Source organism: Pseudomonas multiresinivorans (assembly GCF_012971725.1).
Classification (GTDB): Bacteria; Pseudomonadota; Gammaproteobacteria; order Pseudomonadales; family Pseudomonadaceae; genus Pseudomonas; species Pseudomonas multiresinivorans.
On record NZ_CP048833.1, the window covers coordinates 4616337 to 4635511 of the forward strand.

A 19175-nucleotide genomic window follows, 5' to 3' on the forward strand; every position below is an offset into this window, starting at 1 on the left:
CGGGCAAAGCTCAGAGCGAAATCTTGTCGCGATTCTTGTCCAGCGTCCCCTTGCCGATGCCCTTCACTTCGAGCAATTGATCGACCGTGGTGAACGGCCCGTTGGTTGTGCGGTAGTCCACGATGGCCTGGGCTTTCACCTTGCCGATACCTTTCAGGGAATGCTGCAACTCTTCAGCCGATGCGGTGTTGATATTCACCGCCGCCACCTGGGCAACAGGTGCCTTTTCGGTTGAAGCCGTGGTTTCGGCTGCGGGTTTTACGGCTGGAGCCCCATTGGTGGCCGCCAGAGCGGCGCCACCGAACGAGAGGCCCGCCAACAGAATCAGACTTGCAACGGAAAGCAGACTCTTCTTCATGGATCGTTCCTTGATGCAACAGGTTTCGAGGCAGGCGCGATTGCGCCGCCTGGAAAACATATCGCCAGGAACACCGGTGAAAACGCCGGTTTAGAGAGTCGGCGGCAGATTCCGGCGCCGCCGACAGCTCACCAAGAAAGGACTGACATGACTCGCAGACGCAGCAGCGGCGCTGTCTGCTAGGTAGCACCCCGACTCATGGCTCCATCCGCCGCTGCTGATGGATCAGGTCGACGATCTCGCCTTCGGGGCAATAGCCGCTGACGGTCTCCCGCAGCAATTGCCGCACACGTGCGTAATTGCCCTGGTCTACCGCCTTGAGCAGATCAGCCAGGACGAGCTTGAATCCCTCCCAGTGCATCAACTCCTCGTTGGCCTTCATGATCATCGGATGTTCGGTGGCGCTGACGTTGTCGCCGATCAGCAGCTCCTCGTAGAGCTTTTCGCCGGGCCGAAGGCCGCTGAACTCGATGGAAATGTCACCGTGGGGATTGCGCTCGGAGCGGACGCTCAGGCCGGACAGGTGGATCATCCGCTCGGCCAGCTCGAGAATCTTCACCGGCTGCCCCATGTCCAGCACGAAGACGTCACCGCCACGGCCCATGGAGCCCGCCTGGATCACCAGCTGGGCCGCCTCCGGGATCGTCATGAAGTAGCGGGTGATGCCCGGATGGGTCACGGTGACCGGCCCGCCGCGCTTGATCTGCTCGCGGAACAGCGGAATGACCGAACCGGAGGACCCCAGCACGTTGCCGAAGCGAACCATGGTGAACCGGGTCTTGTTGACCTGATGCACGCCGGACTTGTCGCCGAACAGCACCGGTGCGGATTCCTGACTCAAGGCCTGCAGAATCATCTCCGCCAGGCGCTTGGTGCTGCCCATCACGTTGGTCGGGCGCACTGCCTTGTCGGTGGAAATCAGCACGAAGTGCTCGACGCCGGCCTGCACCGCCACCTGGGCGGTGTGCAAGGTGCCCATCACATTATTCAGTACGCCTTCGGAGATATTGTGCTCGACGATGGGCACATGCTTGTACGCCGCGGCGTGATAGACCGTCGCGACCTTCCAGGTGCGCATGACATCGAGCAGGCGCTCAGCGCTGCGCACGGAGCCGAGGATCGGAACCAGTTGCACCGCGAGGGACTCACGCTTGACGCGGTTCTCCAGCTCCTGGTGCACCCGGTAAAGGTTGTATTCGCTGTGCTCGAACAGCACCAGCACGGTAGGCGACGAACCCAGGATCTGCCGGCAAAGCTCCGAGCCGATGGAGCCGCCCGCGCCGGTGACCATCACCACTTCGCCGCGGATACAGTGCTCGAACAATTCCTTGCGCGGCTCGACCGGGTCACGCCCGAGCAGGTCGGCGATGTCCACTTCCTGAATGTCGTCCACTCGCACCCGGCCGTTGGCCAGTTCGATGAATCCCGGCACGCTTCGCACGTGGACCGGGTAGGGCTCGAGCAAGCCGAGAATTTCGCGGCGGCGGGCGCGCGTCGCAGAGGGAACCGCCAACAGCACTTCCTGCACACCGGTTTCGTCGATCATCTGCTGGATATGCTTGGGCTTGTAGACGCGCAGGCCGGCAATGACACGGTTGGCGATCTCGTCATCGTCATCGATGAAAGCTACCGGGCGCATCGCGCGACCGAGGCGCAAGGCGGCCACCAGCTGGTTGCCGGCAGAGCCCGCACCATAGACGGCAACCTTCGGCAGGCCGTCCTGTTGCTTGAGGAACGGAACGGCCTGCACGGTGCTGTACCAGTCCCCCATGAAATACTGGCGCATGACCAAGCGTAGTCCGCCAATCATCAGCAGGCTCAACCACCAGTAGTTCAGGACCAACGAACGCGGAACCGCCTCGATGACCGAGCGGTTCCAGTAAACCACCAGAGACAACAGCAACGCCGAGATGGTCACCGCCTTCCAGATCGCGATCAGCGCGTCGTTGCCGAGATAGCGCATGACCGCGCGGTACATGCCGAAGCGGATGAACAGCGGAATCGCCACTGCGGGGGCGGCGAAGAACAACCAGCCATGCACGCGGAAGGGGTACTCCAGATCGTCCGTACCCAGTCGCACGATGAACGCCAGCCACAGCGCAAACCACACCAGGCAAATATCGGTGGTGACCTGCAGTAACCGTTTGTTTCGTCTCGGAAGCCTCAGCAGGCGTTCTCGAAGCATCAGCGCTTGTCCTTATCCCGAGCAGAGGAAATTTTCCACCCGCTACATTGACCACCCAATCCGGCGGAGTTCAGCTCACATCCTGTTCATCCGGACGACCTGCACCCAGATGAGCTACGACAAGCACCAATGGAGCATAGGCCACAATCAGCGCCAGCAAGCCTGGAACATGCCCGAGCGCGACCAGCAATGCCAGCGGCAGGAGCCAGAATACGTTGATCGCGGTTACCGCCAGCGATACCTGCAGATGACTGCCGTAGCGCCGCGAAGCGCGCTGGTAGGCATGGCTGCGATGAGCTTCGTAGACGCGCTCGCCGCGCATCAGCCGATGAATCAGCGTGAAGCTGGCGTCGACGATGAAAACGCCCAGGAGAATCAACCAGCTCCAGATCAGCAGTGGGGCCACCGAAGAGGCCTGCAGTGCCAGTCCGCCGAGGATCAACCCGAGGAAACCACTGCCCGCATCGCCCATGAAAATTCGCGCGGGAGGGAAGTTCCAGACCAGGAAGCCCGCCGCCGCCAGGCCCAGCAGCAACGGCAGCCAGACCAGCTCCGCAGCCCCGAAGGCCCAGCCGCAGAGGGCTCCGCCCAAACAGACGCTGATGGCCTCCAGGCCGGCAATCCCGTCGATACCGTCCATGAAGTTGTACAGGTTGAGCAGCCATACCAGGAACACCAGCCCCAGGAAGTCGCCTGCCAGCCCCAGGTCCAGCACGCCCCAGGGCAGCGGCAACACGGGCACGCCACCCAGCCAGCAGATCAGCCAGAGCGCCGCGACAAAATGCCCCAGCAGCCGCCAGCGTGCCGGAATATGGCGGTGATCGTCGAGGAAGCCAATGGCCGCAACCAGGGCGCCGGCCGGCAGCAGGGCCACCAGACTGGCCCCGTCGATCATTCCGAGCACGGCAGCCAGGGGCAGGCAGCCGAGAAAGCCCAGCACGATCGCAACCCCTCCGCCACGCGGGGTGGGAATCCGGTGCGAACTGCGGGCGTTCGGGATATCCATGATGCTGCGCGCCAGCGCGTAGCGACGAACACCCGCCGTCATGGCCCAGGACGCAATGAACACCGCCAGAAGCAGCAATGCCGCACTCATAGCCCTTGCTCCCGACCATACCCCTGCACCGTCTCCAACAGGGCCTGCTCGACACTGACGGGGGGAGACCAGCCCAGCCGGCTGCGAGTTGCGGAAATATCCACCTGCAAGGAACCCAGCAGACGCTGGATCTGCTGACCTCGCCCAGTCAGCAGGCCCAGCAGGCGCAACAACCCCGCCGGAACCGACAGAAGTCGGGGTTGCACGCCCATGGCCCTGCTCAGGCCGCGACACAACTGAGCCGTGGACAGGTCTTCTCCATCACTGACCAGGAACACCTGCCCTGCCGCTGCGGGGTGGCGCGCGCACAGCAGCAACAGGTCGACCAGATTATCCCGGGCCACCAGACTGCGGCGATTGTCGATAGAGCCGAAGGGCAGCGGCAGACGGCGCTGCAAGGCGCGCATCAGACTGGCAAAGTTGGCCTTGACCCCAGGGCCGTAGACCAGTGGCGGGCGCACCACCACGACCTCCAGTCCCGTCTGCCGGGCAACCTCGAACAAGGCTCGCTCGGCCTCGAGCTTGGATTGACCGTAAGGGTCGTGCGGTTGCGGCTCGGCATCGGCCGTGAACGGCCGACCTGGCGTGGTTTCCTCGCCATTGACCTTGATCGAACTGACAAAGACAAAACGCCTCACGCCTGCCGCCGCGGCCTGCTGCGCCAGATGCCGGGTCGCTTCGACGTTCACCGCGCGAAACTCGGCGAGCGGATCGGCAGCCCGCTCGTCCATGACATGAACCCGGGCAGCGCAATGAATCACCGCATCGACCCCTAGCAGAGCCTGCGTCCAGGATTGCGCCACGCTCAACCCGTCGATGAGCGCCACCTCGACACCTTCCGGGAACTGCACGCTGGCGCCACGCTGGGCGACGCGAGCCTGCAAATCATCTTCCTGGCACAAGCGAGCCAGCACGCCTCGGCCGACAAAACCGGTCGCACCCGTGAGTAGAACCTTCAATCCAGCACCTGCAGAACCTGACGCCGGCGGCGTCTTCCATGTTTGAGCGAACGCGTCAGAGCGGCGAGATGACCGGTCGCAGCGCATTCCAAGCGTGACAGCTGGGACATTGCCAGTGCAGTTCGCGGCCGGCGAAACCACACTTGCCGCATCGATAGCGCGGCATTGTCTTATACAAGCCGATGATTATTGGAGCGATTTTTCCAGCTGCCGAGTTTTTTTCGCCGTCGTTTCCGACTACGTCAAGGTACTCGCCAACGCCTTGCCAGGAAGGATGGCGTTCCACTCGCTCCAGCAAGCTCTCGCGCCAGCCGGACGCCCCCGCTGGCTGCTCGCTTTGCGCCAGTAGTGCGAGGATTGCCGGCGGCACTTCCTCGCCAGTGGCCAACTCCCGCAGGCAGGCAAGCAACTCAGGCCGGGCAAGGCCATCATGACGACGCAGCAGCGGCACGATCTCGCCCAGAAAGGCTTTGGCATGGCTCGCCAACTCGCCGACGGTAGCCACGGCAGCGACCTGATCCTTGCGCCACAACTCGCAGTCCAGCCGCATCAGCAGAGCGCGCACGCAGCGCTTGTCCACACGGCGAGCCTCACGCAGCAGTTCCTGCATGGCACTGCGATCGCCGGTCCTGCCCTTCTCCTGGGCAAGTTCGCAGTAGTAGTTGGCCAACGCCGCGCTCAGCTCGGGTCGACTTGCGACCAGACGCGCAGCCAACTCGATGGCCCGCGACCAGTTCTTCTCGCGCTCGCAGATCAGCCGTTGTTCATCCAGCGCTTCGAGAGAGATGGGTTCATCGCGCTGCTGCGTCAGCTCGTCCAGCAACTCCTCGGCGCTGCCCAACAGGCCGCCGGCGATGTAATCGCGCGCCAGCTCCAGGCGCACCTGTGCCACCAGCGAACCATCCTCGCCGGCACGACCCAGCAGTTCCTGGTGAATGTGGATGGCTTTCTCGATATCGCCGCGACGGCGGAACAGGTTACCGACGTGCAGGTGGCTTTCGAGAGTCTCCGGGCTGACGACCAAGCCCTGGGACAGGCTTTCCAGTGCATCGTCGGAGTGTCGCTCCAGCAGGTTGTGCATGCTGTGGACACGGCTGCGCAGGTGGGTTTCGGAGGCATCCCGGGGCCGGGAAAGAGAACGACGCCCCATCCACCAGCCGATGGCCAGGGCGCAGAAGAAGAACAGCGTGGCGATGACGCTAGGCATGGTCCGTCAGCGACTTTTCACGCAGCGCGTCATTCTCCTTGCGGAAACGAGTGACTTCGGAGCGCAGGCCGCTCATGCGGGCATGCGCCTTCGCCCGGAAGGGGATGCTCAGCAGCAGGCCGATCACGCCGCCGACGATGAAGGCAAGGGAGATGAAAACCACCAGCGGCCATTGCGGCGACTGCCAGCCAAGGAAGGTCAGCTGCGTGGACTGCAGGTTCTCCAGGACGAAAACCACAACGACGGCGGCCAGGACGACCAACGCCAGAATCAGCAGGAAACGCTTTGCCCGAAGCATGGACACTCCTTCTTGAAGACGGATACCCCGGGATCACTCGGGTTCGTTGACGCGGTCGCGCAGCTCCTTGCCGGGCTTGAAGTGCGGGACGAACTTGCCGTCCAGGCGCACGGACTCGCCGGTTTTCGGATTGCGGCCGGTACGCGGCGCACGGTAATGCAGCGAGAAGCTACCGAAACCCCGGATTTCGATGCGATCCCCAGTGGCCAGAGCCTGGGACATTTGCTCAAGCATGGTCTTGATCGCCAGCTCCACATCCTTTGCGGAAAGCTGCCCCTGATGGGTGACGATTCTCTCGATCAACTCCGACTTGGTCATGGTTTTCCCTTCTTTTTCAAGCGGCTAGATCAGCTCTAGGTTCTTTTAGCATGCTGATCATGCTTTGAACAGCCCGAACGGAAAGGATGTGTTTTCTGCCGGTCAAGTAGCCGGCGAATAAAAAATGGCCGACTCCCAGGCAGGGAATCGACCACGGTCGCGTCCAGGAGCGGGAGGACGCGCAAGCAAGAAGCGGATCAGGCGATAGCGGCGAGCTGCGCCTTGGCCTTGGCCAGACCTTTCTCGGCGAATTCACCGCCCATGTTCAGGCCTTCGGCGTGGATGAAGGTCACATCATGGATACCGACGAAGCCCAGGGCCTGGCGCAGGTAGGGTTCCTGGTGATCCAGCGCACCGCCGGCGTACACGCCGCCACGGCTGGTCAGGACGAAGGCGCGCTTGCCAGTGAGCAGACCCTGCGGGCCGGTCTCGGTGTATTTGAAGGTGACGCCGGCGCGCAGCACATGGTCGAGCCAGGACTTCAGCGTGCTGGGGATGGCGAAGTTGTACATCGGCGCGGCCAGCACCAGCACATCGGCGGCTTGCAGTTCGGCCGTCAGCTGGTTGGAGCGATCCAGCGCGACGCGCTCGATCTCGCTGTGCTCCTGGGCCGGCTTCATCCAGCCACCCAGCAGGTTGGCATCCAGGTGCGGCACCTGCTCGATGGCCAGGTCGCGAACCCGGATCTCGTCCGACGGGTGCGCCGCCTGCCACTGCGCGATGAAATCGCGGGTCAGCTGGCGGGAAACGGAACCTTCCTGACGGGCACTGCTTTCGATGACGAGAACGCGGGACATGGACTGGACCTCCATCGGTCATTGAATGTGTCGATGGAGGTCATCCTAAAGATCAACAAATCGATAAAAAAGCGCAAATAATCGCTTCTAATTATCGAATAAATTGATTTCTCGCAAAACTGCTTCTAGTCTTGTCCGGCAGACTACTCAACCCGGCACGCAGGTGAGCTTGATGCGCAGCTTGATCACCGCACGACTGAAGCTGGAAGTCAGGTTGGCTTCCTTGCCCGGCGCGATGGAAGCCTTGCGAACATGCGGAGTTTCCGGACCATTGACAAAGACTGCGGTGCAGGTCGCCTGTTCCTGACCATTGTTGCGCAGGATGATGGCACCCATCTGGTCGCCTATGTCCTGCGTGTCATAGTCCACCTGGGTGCCCTTGAGGGATTTCTCCACTTCGATGGGATAGGCCAGGGCAGTCAGCGGCAACAGTGCCAGAACGGCACAACAGAATTTTTTCATGGCGGTCTCTTGTTGGTCTTCTGCGGACCGCCAGATTAGACAAGAGGAAGCGAGGATGAAAGCGCCCCGCGTTACCCTGGATCAGTGGAGAACCCTGCAGGCCGTGGTCGATCACGGCGGCTTCGCCCAAGCGGCGGAAGCCCTGCATCGTTCACAGTCGTCGATCAGCTATACCGTGGCGCGCATGCAGGAGCAGCTCGGCGTACCGTTGTTGCGCATCGACGGGCGCAAGGCGGTGCTCACCGAGGCCGGTGAAGTGCTGCTGCGTCGCTCGCGGCAGCTGGTGAAATCCGCCGGCCAGCTGGAGGAACTTGCCCATCACATGGAGCAGGGCTGGGAGCCGGAAGTACGCCTGGTGGTCGACGCCGCCTATCCCACCGTGCGCCTGGTGCGCGCCCTCTCCGCCTTCATGCCGCAGAGCCGTGGCTGCCGCGTGCTGTTGCGCGAGGAAGTGTTGTCCGGCGTGGAAGAAGCGCTGGTGCAGGGCCATGCCGACCTGGCTATCAGCGGCCTGAACATCCCCGGCCACCTGGGCGCCGACCTCTCCATCGTCGACTTCGTCGCCGTCGCCCATCCCGACCACCCGCTGCACCGCCTGCAACGCGAAGTCACCCACCAGGACCTGGAAACCCAGATGCAGGTGGTGATCCGCGATTCCGGTCGCCTGCAGCCGCGAGACGTCGGCTGGCTCGGCGCCGAGCAGCGCTGGACGGTGGGCAGCCTGGCCACCGCCGCCACCTTCGTCAGCAACGGCCTGGGCTTCGCCTGGCTGCCGCGGCACATGATCGAGCGCGAGCTGCGCGACGGCCAGGTCAAGCCACTGCCGATGAAACAGGGCGGCGTGCGCGAGAGCCGCTTCTATCTTTACCCGAACAAGGAAAAGCCCCTGGGCCCCGCCACGCAGATCCTCGTGGAACTGCTGACCACCTTCGCCAACGTGCCACTCGACGCCCATTTCGCCGCCCCGGAAAGCCCGGTCTGAGCCACAGTCCGCCCGAACAAGGAGCCCGTCATGCCGTTCTTCGATCACGCCGGTCACCGCCTGCACTATGAGGAAAGCGGATTCGGCACGCCAGTTCTGCTGGTGCACGGGCTCGGCTCCAGCACCCGCGACTGGGAATACCAGGTGCCGGAACTGGAGAAACGCCACCGGGTGATCGCCCTCGACGTGCGCGGCCACGGCCAGTCCGACAAGCCGCGCCAGCGCTACAGCATCGGCGCCTTCGCCGAGGACGTGATCGCTCTGCTCGACCACTTGAGCCTTGGCCGCGTGCACCTGGTGGGCATCAGCATGGGCGGCATGATCGGCTTCGAACTGGCCACCCGCTGGCCGGAGCGACTGAACAGCCTGACCATCGTCAACAGCGCGCCGGAAGTGAAGCCACGCAGCCCACGCGAGTACCTGGAAGTGGCGCGCCGGCTGTTCCTCGCCCATGTGCTGGGCCTGGATACCGTGGGCAAGGCGCTGGGCAAGATGCTCTTTCCCAAGCCCGAACAGAGCGACCTGCGCCGCAAGATCCAGCAGCGCTGGCCGCAGAACGACAAGCGCGCCTACCTGTCCAGCCTGCACGCCATCATCGGCTGGGGTGTGCAGGAACGCCTGGCGCGCATAACCTGTCCAACCCTGGTGATCAGTGCCGACCGCGACTACACCCCGGTTTCGCTCAAGCAGGCCTATGTCGGGCAGATGCCCAACGCCCGCCTGGTGGTGATCGAGGATTCGCGCCACGCGACGCCGCTGGACCAGCCCGAACGCTTCAATACCACCCTGCTCGACTTCCTCGATCAGGTCGACCATCCCTAGAACCTCAGGAAACTTCCACCAAATGACCCTGTTCAAACGCTTCCTGCTCGCTGCCTGCTCCCTGGTCCTGGCCGGCTCGGTATTCGCCGCCGACAGCAAGAACCCGCATGTGCTGCTGTCCACCACCTCGGGTGAAATCGAAATCGAGCTGTACGCCGACAAAGCGCCGATTTCCGTGAAGAACTACCTGTCCTACGTCGACAGCGGCTTCTACAACGGAACCGTCTTCCACCGCGTCATCCCCAACTTCATGATTCAGGGCGGCGGCTTCACCGAAGCCATGAAGGAGAAGGACACCCAGGCGCCGATCAAGAACGAGGCCGACAACGGCCTGCTCAACGAGCGCGGCACCCTGGCCATGGCACGCACCAGCGACGTGAACTCCGCCACCAGCCAGTTCTTCATCAACCTGACCGGTAACGACTTCCTCAACCACGGCGCCCGCGACTTCGGCTACGCCGTGTTCGGCAAGGTCGTTCGCGGCATGGGCGTGGTCGACCAGATCGCCGGGGTGAAGACCGGCAACCGCGGCATGTTCCAGGACGTACCGACCACCCCGGTGGTCATCCTCTCCGCCAAGCGTCTGTGATTCTGCGCAATCACGGCTGACGGAGGCCATTCAAGGCGGGGCCAGGACGGCCCCGCCGACAACCCGAGACCTATCATGCTTTACCGTCGTTTCGAGCGTCTGATCGATCCCTTCCGCGACGTCCCCGAGCGCATGCCGCCGTCCGACGTCATCCGCTTTTATGTCTATTATCTGCGCCAGGTCTGGCCGGTCTTCCTCGCCCTGCTCTTCGTCGGCCTGATCGTCGCGCTGATCGAAGTCGCGCTGTTCAGCTACCTGGGGCGCATCGTCGACCTCGCGCAAGGCACCGCGCCCGCGGACTTTTTCACCCTGCACGGCCGCGAGCTGATCTGGATGGCCGTCGTCGCGCTCATCCTGCGCCCGGTGTTCAACGGCCTGCACGACATGCTGGTGCACCAGAGCATCAACCCCAGCATGACCAACCTGATCCGCTGGCAGAACCATCGCTACGTGCTCAAGCAGAGCCTGGGCTTCTTCCAGAACGACTTCGCCGGGCGCATCGCCCAGCGCATCATGCAGACCGGCAACTCCCTGCGCGATTCCGCCGTGCAGGTGGTGGATGCCATCTGGCACGTGGTGATCTACACCGTCAGCGCCCTGGTGCTGTTCGCCGAGGCCGATTGGCGCCTGATGATCCCGCTGCTGCTGTGGGTCGTCGGCTACGTCGGCGCGCTGGGCTACTTCATTCCCCAGGTGAAGCATCGCTCGGTGGTCGCCTCGGACTCGCGCTCCAAGCTGATGGGCCGGATCGTCGACGGCTACACCAACATCACTACCCTCAAGCTGTTCGCCCACACGCGCCAGGAAGAGGACTACGCCCACGAAGCCATCGACGACCAGACCCGCAAGGCCCAGCAGGCCGGACGCGTGGTGACCTCCATGGACGTCACCATCACCGTCTTCAACGGCCTGCTGATCGCCGGTACCACCGGCCTTGCCCTGTGGCTGTGGACCCAGTCGCTGATCTCGGTCGGCGCCATCGCCCTGGCCACCGGATTGGTCATCCGCATCAACAACATGTCCGGCTGGATCATGTGGGTGGTCGGCGGCATCTTCGAGAACGTCGGCCAGGTGCAGGACGGCATGCAGACCATCGCCCTGCCCCGCCAAGTGAACGACCAGCCCGGCGCCAAGCCGCTGGTGGTGAGCCATGGAGAAGTGCGCTTCGACCAGGTGGACTTCAGCTACGGCAAGGGCGGGGGCCTGATCAGCGGGCTGGACCTGACCGTGCGCCCCGGCGAGAAGATCGGCCTGGTCGGGCCGTCCGGCGCCGGTAAGTCGACCCTGGTGAACCTGCTGCTGCGTCTGTACGACCTCGAGGGCGGGCGCATCCTGATCGACGGCCAGGACATCGCCCACGTGACCCAGGAAAGCCTGCGCGCGCAGATCGGCATGGTCACCCAGGACACCTCACTGCTGCACCGTTCGATCCGCGACAACCTGCTCTATGGTCGCCCGGACGCCAGCGAGGCGGATTTGCAGGACGCCATCCAGAAAGCGCGCGCCTCGGAGTTCATTCCGCAACTGAGCGACGCCGAGGGTCGCTTCGGCCTCGACGCCCACGTCGGCGAACGCGGCGTGAAGCTCTCCGGCGGCCAACGCCAGCGCATCGCGATCACCCGCGTGCTACTCAAGGACGCGCCGATCCTGATCCTCGATGAAGCCACTTCGGCGCTGGACTCGGAAGTGGAAGCGGCGATCCAGGAAAGCCTGGAGACCCTGATGCAGGGCAAGACGGTGATCGCCATTGCCCACCGCCTTTCCACCATCGCCCGTATGGACCGCCTGGTGGTGCTGGAGCATGGCCGCGTGGTCGAGAGCGGCAGCCATGCCGAGTTGCTTGCCCATGGCGGGCTCTACGCGCGGCTGTGGCGGCACCAGACGGGTGGGTTCGTCGGGGTGGATTGAAGCCGCCCCCGGCAGGACAAGGGAAACGCCCAGTTCTTGCTCGCGAACAGCCCCGCGCAGGGGTTTGTTCGCGAGCAAGCTCGCTCCTACAGGGAGCAGTCCCGCGCCAGGCTCGCTTTTTTGTAGGAGCGAGCTTGCTCGCGAACCCGCACGGCACTGTGCTCACCCGAAGGAACGCCCATAAAAAAGCCCGGCAAAAGGCCGGGCACGTCCAAATCCAGGACAGCTCAGTGTGTGTCCAGTAACGCCAGCGCCTCGCGGCTCAGGCGTTCGACCGTGGCCCAGTCACCGCCGTCGATGGCGGCCTTGGGCAGCATCCAGCTGCCGCCCACGCACATCACATTGGCAAGGCGGTAATAGTCATTCAGGTTGTCCGGGCCGACGCCGCCGGTAGGGCAGAAACGGATGTCCGGGAACGGTCCGCCGAAAGCCTTGAGCGCTTCCACGCCGCCGGCGACCTTCGCCGGGAACAGCTTGAAACGACGCAGGCCATGACGGTACGCCGCCATGATTTCCGAAGCGGTGGCCACGCCGGGCAGCAGCGGCACCGGGCGAGTCACCGCGTACTGCAGCAGTTCGTCGGTACAGCCGGGGGTGACGATGAACTTCGCCCCCGCCTCTTCCGCCTGGGCGAACGTTTCCGGGTCGAGCACGGTGCCGGCGCCGACGATCAGCTCAGGGCGCTGCTCGCTCAACTGGCGGATCGCGGTCAGGCCCAGCGACGTCCGCAAGGTCACTTCCAGAACGGTGATGCCGCCGGCTGCCAGAGCATCCGCCATGGGCAGGATGTCCGCCTCGCGGTCGATGGTGATCACCGGCAGGATGCGCGCACGCTGCGCCAGGGCATCGATCTGCTGGATGTGTTGTTCAGGCATAGCGGTAACTCCGTGCTTCAGGGGCACCAGTGGATCGAAAGAGGTGAACGCAGGAACGCATTGACCGGCATGCGCTGGTCGTCGTTATCGCTGAGCGCCTGGCTCAGCGTGGCCAGCTTGGACTCGCCCTGGATGGCCAGGATCTGCACCCGCGCACCCTGCAACACGGCTCGGGTGAGGGTCAGGCGCTGGTGCGGCACGGTCGGCGCCCACATCGGCAGGCAACGGCGTGTGCCGGCCGGATCGAGCGCCTCGACCAGGTTGATGCTGCCGGGGAACAGCGAAGCCGTGTGGCCGTCGTCGCCCATGCCCAGCACCAGCACATCGATGGGCAGCGTCAGCTGGTGGAGGAAGCGATCGGTCTTGTCGGCCGCCTCCTCGAGGCTGCTCGCCGGCTGATACAGGCCGATGAACTGCGCCTTGCCCGCCATCCCCTTGAGCAGATGACGACGCAGCAGGCCTGCGTTGCTGTCCGGGTGCGACTCGGGTACCCAGCGCTCGTCGGCAAGGCTGACGGCCACTTTCGACCAGTCCAGTACCGCTCCGCTCAGGGCCTCGAGAAAAGCCACCGGACTGCGCCCGCCGGACACCACCAGCAATGCGCTGCCACGTTCGACCAGCGCCTCGCGCAGCGCGTCGGCTACCGCTTCGGCGAGGCCGCGGGCCTGCTCGGCGGCGTTGTTCCAGGTCTTCCAGGCCATGCCTTCTTTCAGTGTCGGTTCAAAGATCGCCATACCAGTCCCTCCCGTCGCGAGCGATCAGGGCAACCGAGGCCTGTGGTCCCCAGCTTCCGGCCGGGTAGGGCTTGGGCTCCTCGCCCAGTCGGCCCCAGCCGTCGATCAGGCCATCGCACCATGTCCAGGCGGCCTCGATCTCGTCCTTGCGGACAAACAGGTTCTGATTGCCCTGGGTGACTTCCAGCAACAGTCGCTCATAGGCATCCGGCGTACGGGCGGTCTGGAAGGTTTCGGAGAAATTCAGCTGCAGCGGGCCGGTGCGCAGTTGCATGCCCTTGCCCAGGCCCTGGTCCTTGGTCATCACCTGCAGGGAAATGCCCTCGTCCGGTTGCAGGCGAATGATCAGCCGGTTGCTGATCAACGAACGCTGCTCCGGGGCGAAGATGTAGTGCGGCGGTTCCTTGAAGTGGATGACGATCTGCGAATGCTTCTGCGGCATGCGCTTGCCGGTGCGCAGGTAGAACGGCACGCCGGACCAGCGCCAGTTGCGGATATCCACCCGCAGGGCGACGAAGGTCTCGGCGTCGCTGTTGGGGTTGGCATTTTCCTCGGCGAGGTAGCCCGGCACGGGCTTGCCGTCGATGTAGCCGGCGGTGTACTGGCCACGCACCACGCGGGTCGCCAGTTGCTCGGGAGCGATGGGCTCCAGCGCGCGCAGCACCTTCACCTTCTCGTCACGGATACTGTCGGCGGTGAGGTTGGCCGGCGGATCCATGGCGATCAGGCAGAGCAGTTGCAGCAGGTGGTTCTGCACCATGTCACGCAGCTGGCCGGCCTTGTCGAAGTAGCCCCAGCGGCCCTCGATGCCGACCTTCTCGGCCACGGTAATCTCCACGTGGGAGATGTGGTTCTGGTTCCACTGAGTCTCGAACAGGCTGTTGGCGAAGCGCAGCGCAATGAGATTCTGCACCGTCTCCTTGCCCAGGTAGTGGTCGATCCGGTAGATGCGGTTTTCCGGGAAGAAACGCGCCACGGCGTCATTCACCGCGCGGGAGGATTCCAGGTCGTGGCCGATGGGCTTTTCCAGGACCACCCGGGTGCGTTCGGCGAGGCCGGCGGCGGCAAGGTTCTCGCAGATGCCGCCGAACACCGAGGCGGCGGTGGCGAAGTAGGCGACCAGGGTCTTCTCGTCGCCCACCAGCTCGGCCAGCGCCTGGTAGGAACCGGCGTAGAGGAAGTCCATGCTCAGGTGATGCAGGCGCGCCTGGAAGCGGGCCCAGACCTGTTCGTCCCACTCTTTCGCCGGGACATACTGGCGCAGACGGCGCTCGATGGTTGCCAGCGGTGCTTCCGTGGCGCCGTCATCGCGGGCCAGGGCGAGAATGCGGGTATCGCGGTGCAGCAGGTCTTCGCGGTCGAGCTGGTAGAGCGCCGGCAGCAGTTTGCGCAGGGCGAGATCACCCAGGGCGCCGAACAGCGCAAGGGTGCAGGGCAGAACGCGGACTTCAGGCATTTGTTGTTACCAACCAAATTTTGAACGATAGTTAGCCTTCTACGCCGGCATTAAGACAAATATGTAGTAATTAAACAACATATTTCTGCCATCTCGCGCCGTTGTTGGTCGCTTGCCAGCCTGACGTTAGGATAGCGCCGCTGGCCGCACCTACCCGGTCAACCGTCGATTGCCCAAGGAGCACGGATGAAAAACCTGCTGGAGCAGATCCAGAGCCGTCTGGAAGAGCTGAACAAGGCCGAGCGCAAGGTCGCCCAGGTGATCCTGCACGACCCGCAGCAGGCCACGCGCTTCAGCATCGCCGCGCTGGCCCAGGCATCGAGTGTCAGCGAGCCGACGGTGAATCGCTTCTGCCGCTCCTTCGGCATGAGTGGCTACCCGGAGCTGAAGATCCAGCTGGCGCAGAGCCTCGCCAGCGGCGCAGCCTTCGTGACCCAGGCCGTGGCGGCCGACGACGGCCCCGAGGCCTACACGCGCAAGATCTTCAGCAGCACCATCGCCTCGCTGGACAGTGCCCACAAGCTGCTCGACCCGAAGGTGATCGACCGCGCCGTGGATCTGTTGATCCAGGCCCGGCAGATCCACTTCTTCGGCCTTGGCGCGTCCAGCTCGGTGGCCCTCGACGCGCAGCACAAGTTCTTTCGCTTCAACCTGGCGGTGTCAGCGCAGAGCGATGTGCTGATGCAGCGGATGATCGCCTCGGTAGCGCACACCGGCGACCTGTTCGTGGTGATTTCCTACACCGGGCGCACCCGCGAGCTGGTAGACGTGGCACACCTGGCGCGGCAGAACGGCGCCTCGGTACTCGGCCTGACCGCCGCGAACTCGCCACTGGCCCGCGCCAGCACATTGAGCCTGGACATTCCGCTGCCCGAGGACACCGACATCTATATGCCGATGACCTCAAGGATCATCCAGCTCACCGTGCTCGACGTGCTCGCCACCGGCGTGACCCTGCGCCGCGGCGTGGATTTCCAGCCGCACCTGCGCAAGATCAAGGAGAGCCTGGTGCCGACCCGTTACCAGCTCGACGAGGAAAGTTGAGGACGGCGCGGCCCTCTGCTCAGGAAAAAGCCCGCTCCGGCAAACGCGCGCAGAACCAACACCTGCTGTAGGAGCAAGTTCGCTCCTACGGAGAACAGCTCGAGCTGCTGTCAGTCATCCGCGTTCGGATCGAGCCCCGGGAACAGCACCTCGGTAAAGCCGAACTTGCTGAAATCGGTGATGCGCGATGGGTACAGCCGGCCAATCAGGTGGTCGCATTCGTGCTGCACCACCCGCGCATGGAAACCCTCCACCGTACGGTCGATGGGCTGGCCATGGGGGTCGACGCCCTGGTAGCGGATGGCCCGGTAACGGTCCACCGCACCACGCAGGCCGGGGACCGAGAGGCAGCCCTCCCAGCCCTCCTCCAGCTCGTCGCCGATAGGCGTGATCAGCGGGTTGAGCAGGATGGTCGGTGGCACCGCCGGTGCATCCGGGTAGCGCTCGCTGCGCTCGAAACCGAAGATCACCAACTGCAGGTCCACGCCGATCTGCGGCGCGGCCAGGCCAACGCCGCCAACGTGGTGCATGGTCTCGAACATGTCGTCGATCAACTGCTGCAGCTCGGCGCTACCGATCATCGACTCGGGCACTGGCGGGGCGATGCGCAGCAGGCGCTCGTCGCCCATCCTGAGAATCTCGCGGATCATCTTGGCCTCGTCGTCATGGGGTGAGACCGGCATCCTCTGCCCTCCCACGCCGCCTGGCAAGCCCGCGACCGCCCGGCAGTGCCCCGCGAGCCACGCCACCCCGGTGTTAGACTGATCCACGACGACATTCATCGAACACCGGAGATTCGCCGGGAATCGCGGCAGATCACGGTTGAAACCCTGGGGGGATCTTTTATTTCCGAGGGGCGCGAGGTTCGTCATGAACAGGCATTACTACATCAGCGACAACCTGGACGATCTGGAACAGGCCGAGCAGGAACTCTCCGAAAGCGGCATCGGCATCGAGCAGATGCATGTACTCAGCGACAGCGACGCGGAACTGGAAGAACACCGCCTGCATGAAGTGCCCTCGATGATGAAGAAGGACGTGGTGCACTGGGGCAAGATCGGCCTGATGATCGGTGCCGCACTGGCCGTGCTGGTACTGGTGGTCGGCTATCTGAGTGGCTGGACGCAGTCAGCGGCCGGCTGGATCCCCGTGATCTTCCTCGCCGCCGTGCTGTTGGGCTTCAGCCTGTGGGAAAGCAGCTTCTTCGGCCTGCAGCGCCCCAGCGGCGACGTGCGTCGCTTCCAGGACAACCTGCAGGAAGGCCGCCACGTGTTCTTCGTCGACGTGAAGCCTGAGCAGGAACCGGTGCTGGACATGGTGGTGCGCCACCACCCGCGCCTGGAGATCGCCGGCTTCGGCAGCGCCATGCCGGCCTGGTGGCTTTCCGTCGAGCAGGCCTGGAACCGTTTCCGCCACATGATGTAGCGGCAAGCGCCAGCCTCTTCTCCGTGGTTCTGGTGACCCGCGGCCCCCGGTGTGCGCGCCATTGAAGGTTGACACGAGCCGTTCAGGTCGCGTTCAGAAACCGTTAGCTTGCTATTGATATATATCAGCCGAGTGCCTCCGGGCGGATTCGAAAATATGCGAATCCATTCACATCCAGGAGGCTGGGAAATGCCCACATCGCCCAACCAGAAACTCGGCCTGGCCGCACTCACCGCCCTGGTGGTCGGCTCCATGATCGGCGGCGGCATCTTCTCGCTGCCGCAGAACGTCGCTAAAAGCGCCAGCCCCGGCGCCGTCCTCATCGGCTGGGCGATCAGCGGTATCGGCATGCTGATGCTCGCCTTCGTCTTCCAGAGCCTGTCCAACCGCAAGCCGGAACTCGATGCCGGCGTCTACGCCTACGCCAAGGCCGGCTTCGGCGACTACATCGGCTTCAACTCGGCATGGGGTTACTGGCTCAGCTCCATGCTCGGCAATGTCAGTTACTTCGTGCTGATCTTCAGCGCGCTGGGCTACTTCTTCCCGGTGTTCGGCGAAGGCAACACCGTCATCGCCTTCGCCTGCTCGTCGCTGCTGCTGTGGGGTCTGCACTTCCTGATCCTGCGCGGGATCAAGCAAGCGGCCTTCATCAACCAGATCACCACCGTCGCCAAGGTCGTGCCCATCGTCCTGTTCATCCTGATCGGCCTGGCGGCGTTCGACATGGACCTGTTCACTGCCGATTTCTGGGGCCACGGTCATGTCGATTTCGACAGCGTGATGAGCCAGGTGCGCAACATGATGCTGATCACCGTCTGGGTGTTCATCGGCATCGAGGGCGCCAACCTGTACTCAGGCCACGCGAAGAAGCGCTCGGATGTCGGCACCGCCACGGTGATCGGCTTCGTCTCGGTGATGGCGCTGCTGGTGCTGGTGAACGTGCTGTCCATGGGCATGATGAACCAGGCGCAACTGGCCGGCCTGCCCAACCCGTCCATGGCCTACGTGCTGGAGCACGTGGTCGGTCACTGGGGCGCCGTGCTGATCATTGCCGGGCTGGTCGTCTCGCTGTTCGGCGCACTGCTGGCGTGGATTCTGCTGAGCGCGGAAATCATGTTCGCCGCCGCCCAGGACCACACCATGCCCAGGTTCCTCGCCCGGGAGAGCAAAGCGGACGTGCCGGTCAACGCGCTGTGGCTGAGCAACGCCACGGTGCAGGTATTCCTGATCGTCACCCTGTTCGCCGCCAGCACCTACACCAGCCTGGTGTACCTGGCCGCATCCATGGCGCTGCTGCCTTACCTGTTCTCCGCCGGCTACGCCGTGCTGCTGTGCCTGCGCGGGGAAAGCTATGAAGGGCTGCTGCGCGAGCGCCGCAAGGACCTGGTAATCGGCGCCATCGCACTCATCTACAGTCTGTGGCTGGTGTATGCCGGCGGCATGGATCACCTGCTGCTCTCGGCGCTGCTCTACACCCCGGGCGTGGTGCTGTTCATCATGGCCAAGCGCGAGCGTGGCGAGCGCGTGTTCAGCAAGGCGGAAGGGCTGATATTCGCCGTCCTGCTGGCCGCGACGCTGGGCGCCGGCTACGGTCTCTATTCCGGACAGCTGAGCCTCTGAGCCCAATATCGAACGCCCGCGGCTTTGGTCGCGGGCTTGC

Annotated in this window: 20 protein-coding genes; 7 read left to right on the top strand and 13 right to left on the bottom strand. The window is 64.0% G+C overall.

The window, feature by feature from the left end; all coding sequences use genetic code 11:
- Positions 1-10 precede the first annotated feature (10 nt).
- From G4G71_RS20930 to G4G71_RS20970, 9 genes are all read right to left on the bottom strand, one after another.
- On the bottom strand, positions 11-358 hold the full coding sequence (locus G4G71_RS20930; protein ID WP_169939846.1) for a ComEA family DNA-binding protein: 348 nt from the start codon (positions 356-358) through the stop codon (positions 11-13).
- Positions 359-554: 196 nt separating this feature from the next.
- Positions 555-2543, bottom strand: a complete 1989-nt coding sequence (locus G4G71_RS20935) for a polysaccharide biosynthesis protein (RefSeq protein WP_169939848.1) — start codon at positions 2541-2543, stop codon at positions 555-557.
- 70 nt (positions 2544-2613) lie between these two features.
- Entirely contained in the window at positions 2614-3639 is a 1026-nt protein-coding gene (locus G4G71_RS20940) for an MraY family glycosyltransferase (protein WP_169939850.1), read from the bottom strand.
- Positions 3636-4598: a UDP-glucose 4-epimerase family protein gene (locus G4G71_RS20945; protein WP_169939852.1), complete on the bottom strand. Its 963-nt coding sequence runs from the start codon at positions 4596-4598 to the stop codon at positions 3636-3638. The genes G4G71_RS20940 and G4G71_RS20945 overlap by 4 nt, the downstream gene beginning before the upstream one ends.
- Before the next feature lie 55 nt (positions 4599-4653).
- Positions 4654-5805, bottom strand: a complete 1152-nt coding sequence (locus G4G71_RS20950) for a tetratricopeptide repeat protein (protein ID WP_169939853.1) — start codon at positions 5803-5805, stop codon at positions 4654-4656.
- A complete protein-coding gene (locus G4G71_RS20955) occupies positions 5798-6103 on the bottom strand; it encodes a lipopolysaccharide assembly protein LapA domain-containing protein (protein WP_169939854.1) in 306 nt (101 codons plus the stop codon). Before G4G71_RS20955 ends, G4G71_RS20950 begins: the two co-directional genes overlap by 8 nt.
- A 33-nt stretch (positions 6104-6136) precedes the next feature.
- Positions 6137-6421, bottom strand: a complete 285-nt coding sequence (gene ihfB / locus G4G71_RS20960) for an integration host factor subunit beta (RefSeq protein ID WP_015478091.1) — start codon at positions 6419-6421, stop codon at positions 6137-6139.
- 197 nt (positions 6422-6618) lie between these two features.
- Positions 6619-7218 (bottom strand): FMN-dependent NADH-azoreductase, encoded by a 600-nt coding sequence (locus G4G71_RS20965; protein ID WP_169939856.1) that lies wholly within the window; start codon positions 7216-7218, stop codon positions 6619-6621.
- A 147-nt stretch (positions 7219-7365) separates the two neighbouring features.
- Positions 7366-7680 (bottom strand): hypothetical protein, encoded by a 315-nt coding sequence (locus G4G71_RS20970; RefSeq protein WP_024765971.1) that lies wholly within the window; start codon positions 7678-7680, stop codon positions 7366-7368.
- A gap of 55 nt (positions 7681-7735) precedes the next feature.
- Between G4G71_RS20970 and G4G71_RS20975 the strand changes: the two genes are divergently transcribed.
- The 4 genes from G4G71_RS20975 (at position 7736) to G4G71_RS20990 (ending at position 11981) form a co-directional block, all read left to right on the top strand.
- A complete protein-coding gene (locus tag G4G71_RS20975) occupies positions 7736-8662 on the top strand; it encodes a PA3225 family LysR-type transcriptional regulator (RefSeq protein WP_024765970.1) in 927 nt (308 codons plus the stop codon).
- Between the two features lie 30 nt (positions 8663-8692).
- Positions 8693-9484 (top strand): alpha/beta fold hydrolase, encoded by a 792-nt coding sequence (locus G4G71_RS20980; RefSeq protein WP_169939858.1) that lies wholly within the window; start codon positions 8693-8695, stop codon positions 9482-9484.
- A gap of 28 nt (positions 9485-9512) precedes the next feature.
- The gene (locus tag G4G71_RS20985; protein ID WP_240964967.1) at positions 9513-10073 is read left to right on the top strand and encodes a peptidylprolyl isomerase; all 561 of its coding nucleotides are present in this window, start codon (positions 9513-9515) and stop codon (positions 10071-10073) included.
- A 75-nt stretch (positions 10074-10148) separates the two neighbouring features.
- Entirely contained in the window at positions 10149-11981 is a 1833-nt protein-coding gene (locus tag G4G71_RS20990) for an ABC transporter ATP-binding protein (protein WP_169939862.1), read from the top strand.
- A gap of 227 nt (positions 11982-12208) precedes the next feature.
- Here the strand turns inward: G4G71_RS20990 and G4G71_RS20995 are convergent, their stop codons facing one another.
- Genes G4G71_RS20995 through zwf form a run of 3 tightly spaced genes read right to left on the bottom strand, consistent with a single transcriptional unit; the run spans position 12209 to position 15046 of the window.
- Positions 12209-12856, bottom strand: coding sequence for a bifunctional 4-hydroxy-2-oxoglutarate aldolase/2-dehydro-3-deoxy-phosphogluconate aldolase (locus G4G71_RS20995; RefSeq protein WP_169939864.1), 648 nt, complete (start codon positions 12854-12856; stop codon positions 12209-12211).
- A gap of 17 nt (positions 12857-12873) precedes the next feature.
- Positions 12874-13590: a 6-phosphogluconolactonase gene (pgl, locus tag G4G71_RS21000; protein WP_169939866.1), complete on the bottom strand. Its 717-nt coding sequence runs from the start codon at positions 13588-13590 to the stop codon at positions 12874-12876.
- Positions 13577-15046, bottom strand: a complete 1470-nt coding sequence (gene zwf / locus G4G71_RS21005; protein ID WP_169939868.1) for a glucose-6-phosphate dehydrogenase — start codon at positions 15044-15046, stop codon at positions 13577-13579. The genes pgl and zwf overlap by 14 nt, the downstream gene beginning before the upstream one ends.
- A 186-nt stretch (positions 15047-15232) precedes the next feature.
- On the opposite strand from zwf, the gene G4G71_RS21010 reads away from it, so the two are divergent.
- A complete protein-coding gene (locus G4G71_RS21010; RefSeq protein ID WP_169939871.1) occupies positions 15233-16090 on the top strand; it encodes a MurR/RpiR family transcriptional regulator in 858 nt (285 codons plus the stop codon).
- Positions 16091-16200: 110 nt separating this feature from the next.
- Here the strand turns inward: G4G71_RS21010 and def are convergent, their stop codons facing one another.
- Positions 16201-16740, bottom strand: a complete 540-nt coding sequence (def, locus tag G4G71_RS21015) for a peptide deformylase (protein ID WP_169942743.1) — start codon at positions 16738-16740, stop codon at positions 16201-16203.
- Positions 16741-16960: 220 nt separating this feature from the next.
- Here def and G4G71_RS21020 point away from each other — a divergent pair, with 220 nt between their 5' ends.
- Positions 16961-17515 carry a magnesium transporter gene (locus G4G71_RS21020; protein ID WP_169939873.1) on the top strand — a complete coding sequence of 185 codons (555 nt, stop codon included), beginning with the start codon at positions 16961-16963 and terminating at the stop codon, positions 17513-17515.
- A 189-nt stretch (positions 17516-17704) separates the two neighbouring features.
- Positions 17705-19135: an arginine-ornithine antiporter gene (gene arcD, locus G4G71_RS21025; protein ID WP_169939875.1), complete on the top strand. Its 1431-nt coding sequence runs from the start codon at positions 17705-17707 to the stop codon at positions 19133-19135.
- The last annotated feature ends 40 nt before the right edge of the window (positions 19136-19175 follow it).

What these genes read in the sequence shown, in the direction of transcription:
- G4G71_RS20930 (WP_169939846.1), bottom strand. Translation starts at nt 358, where the DNA reads ATGAAGAAGAGTCTGCTTTCCGTTGCAAGTCTGATTCTGTTGGCGGGC.
- G4G71_RS20935 (WP_169939848.1), bottom strand. Translation starts at nt 2,543, where the DNA reads ATGCTTCGAGAACGCCTGCTGAGGCTTCCGAGACGAAACAAACGGTTA.
- G4G71_RS20940 (WP_169939850.1), bottom strand. Translation starts at nt 3,639, where the DNA reads ATGAGTGCGGCATTGCTGCTTCTGGCGGTGTTCATTGCGTCCTGGGCC.
- G4G71_RS20950 (WP_169939853.1), bottom strand. Translation starts at nt 5,805, where the DNA reads ATGCCTAGCGTCATCGCCACGCTGTTCTTCTTCTGCGCCCTGGCCATC.
- G4G71_RS20955 (WP_169939854.1), bottom strand. Translation starts at nt 6,103, where the DNA reads ATGCTTCGGGCAAAGCGTTTCCTGCTGATTCTGGCGTTGGTCGTCCTG.
- ihfB (WP_015478091.1), bottom strand. Translation starts at nt 6,421, where the DNA reads ATGACCAAGTCGGAGTTGATCGAGAGAATCGTCACCCATCAGGGGCAG.
- G4G71_RS20965 (WP_169939856.1), bottom strand. Translation starts at nt 7,218, where the DNA reads ATGTCCCGCGTTCTCGTCATCGAAAGCAGTGCCCGTCAGGAAGGTTCC.
- G4G71_RS20970 (WP_024765971.1), bottom strand. Translation starts at nt 7,680, where the DNA reads ATGAAAAAATTCTGTTGTGCCGTTCTGGCACTGTTGCCGCTGACTGCC.
- G4G71_RS20975 (WP_024765970.1), top strand. Translation starts at nt 7,736, where the DNA reads ATGAAAGCGCCCCGCGTTACCCTGGATCAGTGGAGAACCCTGCAGGCC.
- G4G71_RS20980 (WP_169939858.1), top strand. Translation starts at nt 8,693, where the DNA reads ATGCCGTTCTTCGATCACGCCGGTCACCGCCTGCACTATGAGGAAAGC.
- G4G71_RS20990 (WP_169939862.1), top strand. Translation starts at nt 10,149, where the DNA reads ATGCTTTACCGTCGTTTCGAGCGTCTGATCGATCCCTTCCGCGACGTC.
- G4G71_RS20995 (WP_169939864.1), bottom strand. Translation starts at nt 12,856, where the DNA reads ATGCCTGAACAACACATCCAGCAGATCGATGCCCTGGCGCAGCGTGCG.
- pgl (WP_169939866.1), bottom strand. Translation starts at nt 13,590, where the DNA reads ATGGCGATCTTTGAACCGACACTGAAAGAAGGCATGGCCTGGAAGACC.
- zwf (WP_169939868.1), bottom strand. Translation starts at nt 15,046, where the DNA reads ATGCCTGAAGTCCGCGTTCTGCCCTGCACCCTTGCGCTGTTCGGCGCC.
- G4G71_RS21010 (WP_169939871.1), top strand. Translation starts at nt 15,233, where the DNA reads ATGAAAAACCTGCTGGAGCAGATCCAGAGCCGTCTGGAAGAGCTGAAC.
- def (WP_169942743.1), bottom strand. Translation starts at nt 16,740, where the DNA reads ATGATCCGCGAGATTCTCAGGATGGGCGACGAGCGCCTGCTGCGCATC.
- G4G71_RS21020 (WP_169939873.1), top strand. Translation starts at nt 16,961, where the DNA reads ATGAACAGGCATTACTACATCAGCGACAACCTGGACGATCTGGAACAG.
- arcD (WP_169939875.1), top strand. Translation starts at nt 17,705, where the DNA reads ATGCCCACATCGCCCAACCAGAAACTCGGCCTGGCCGCACTCACCGCC.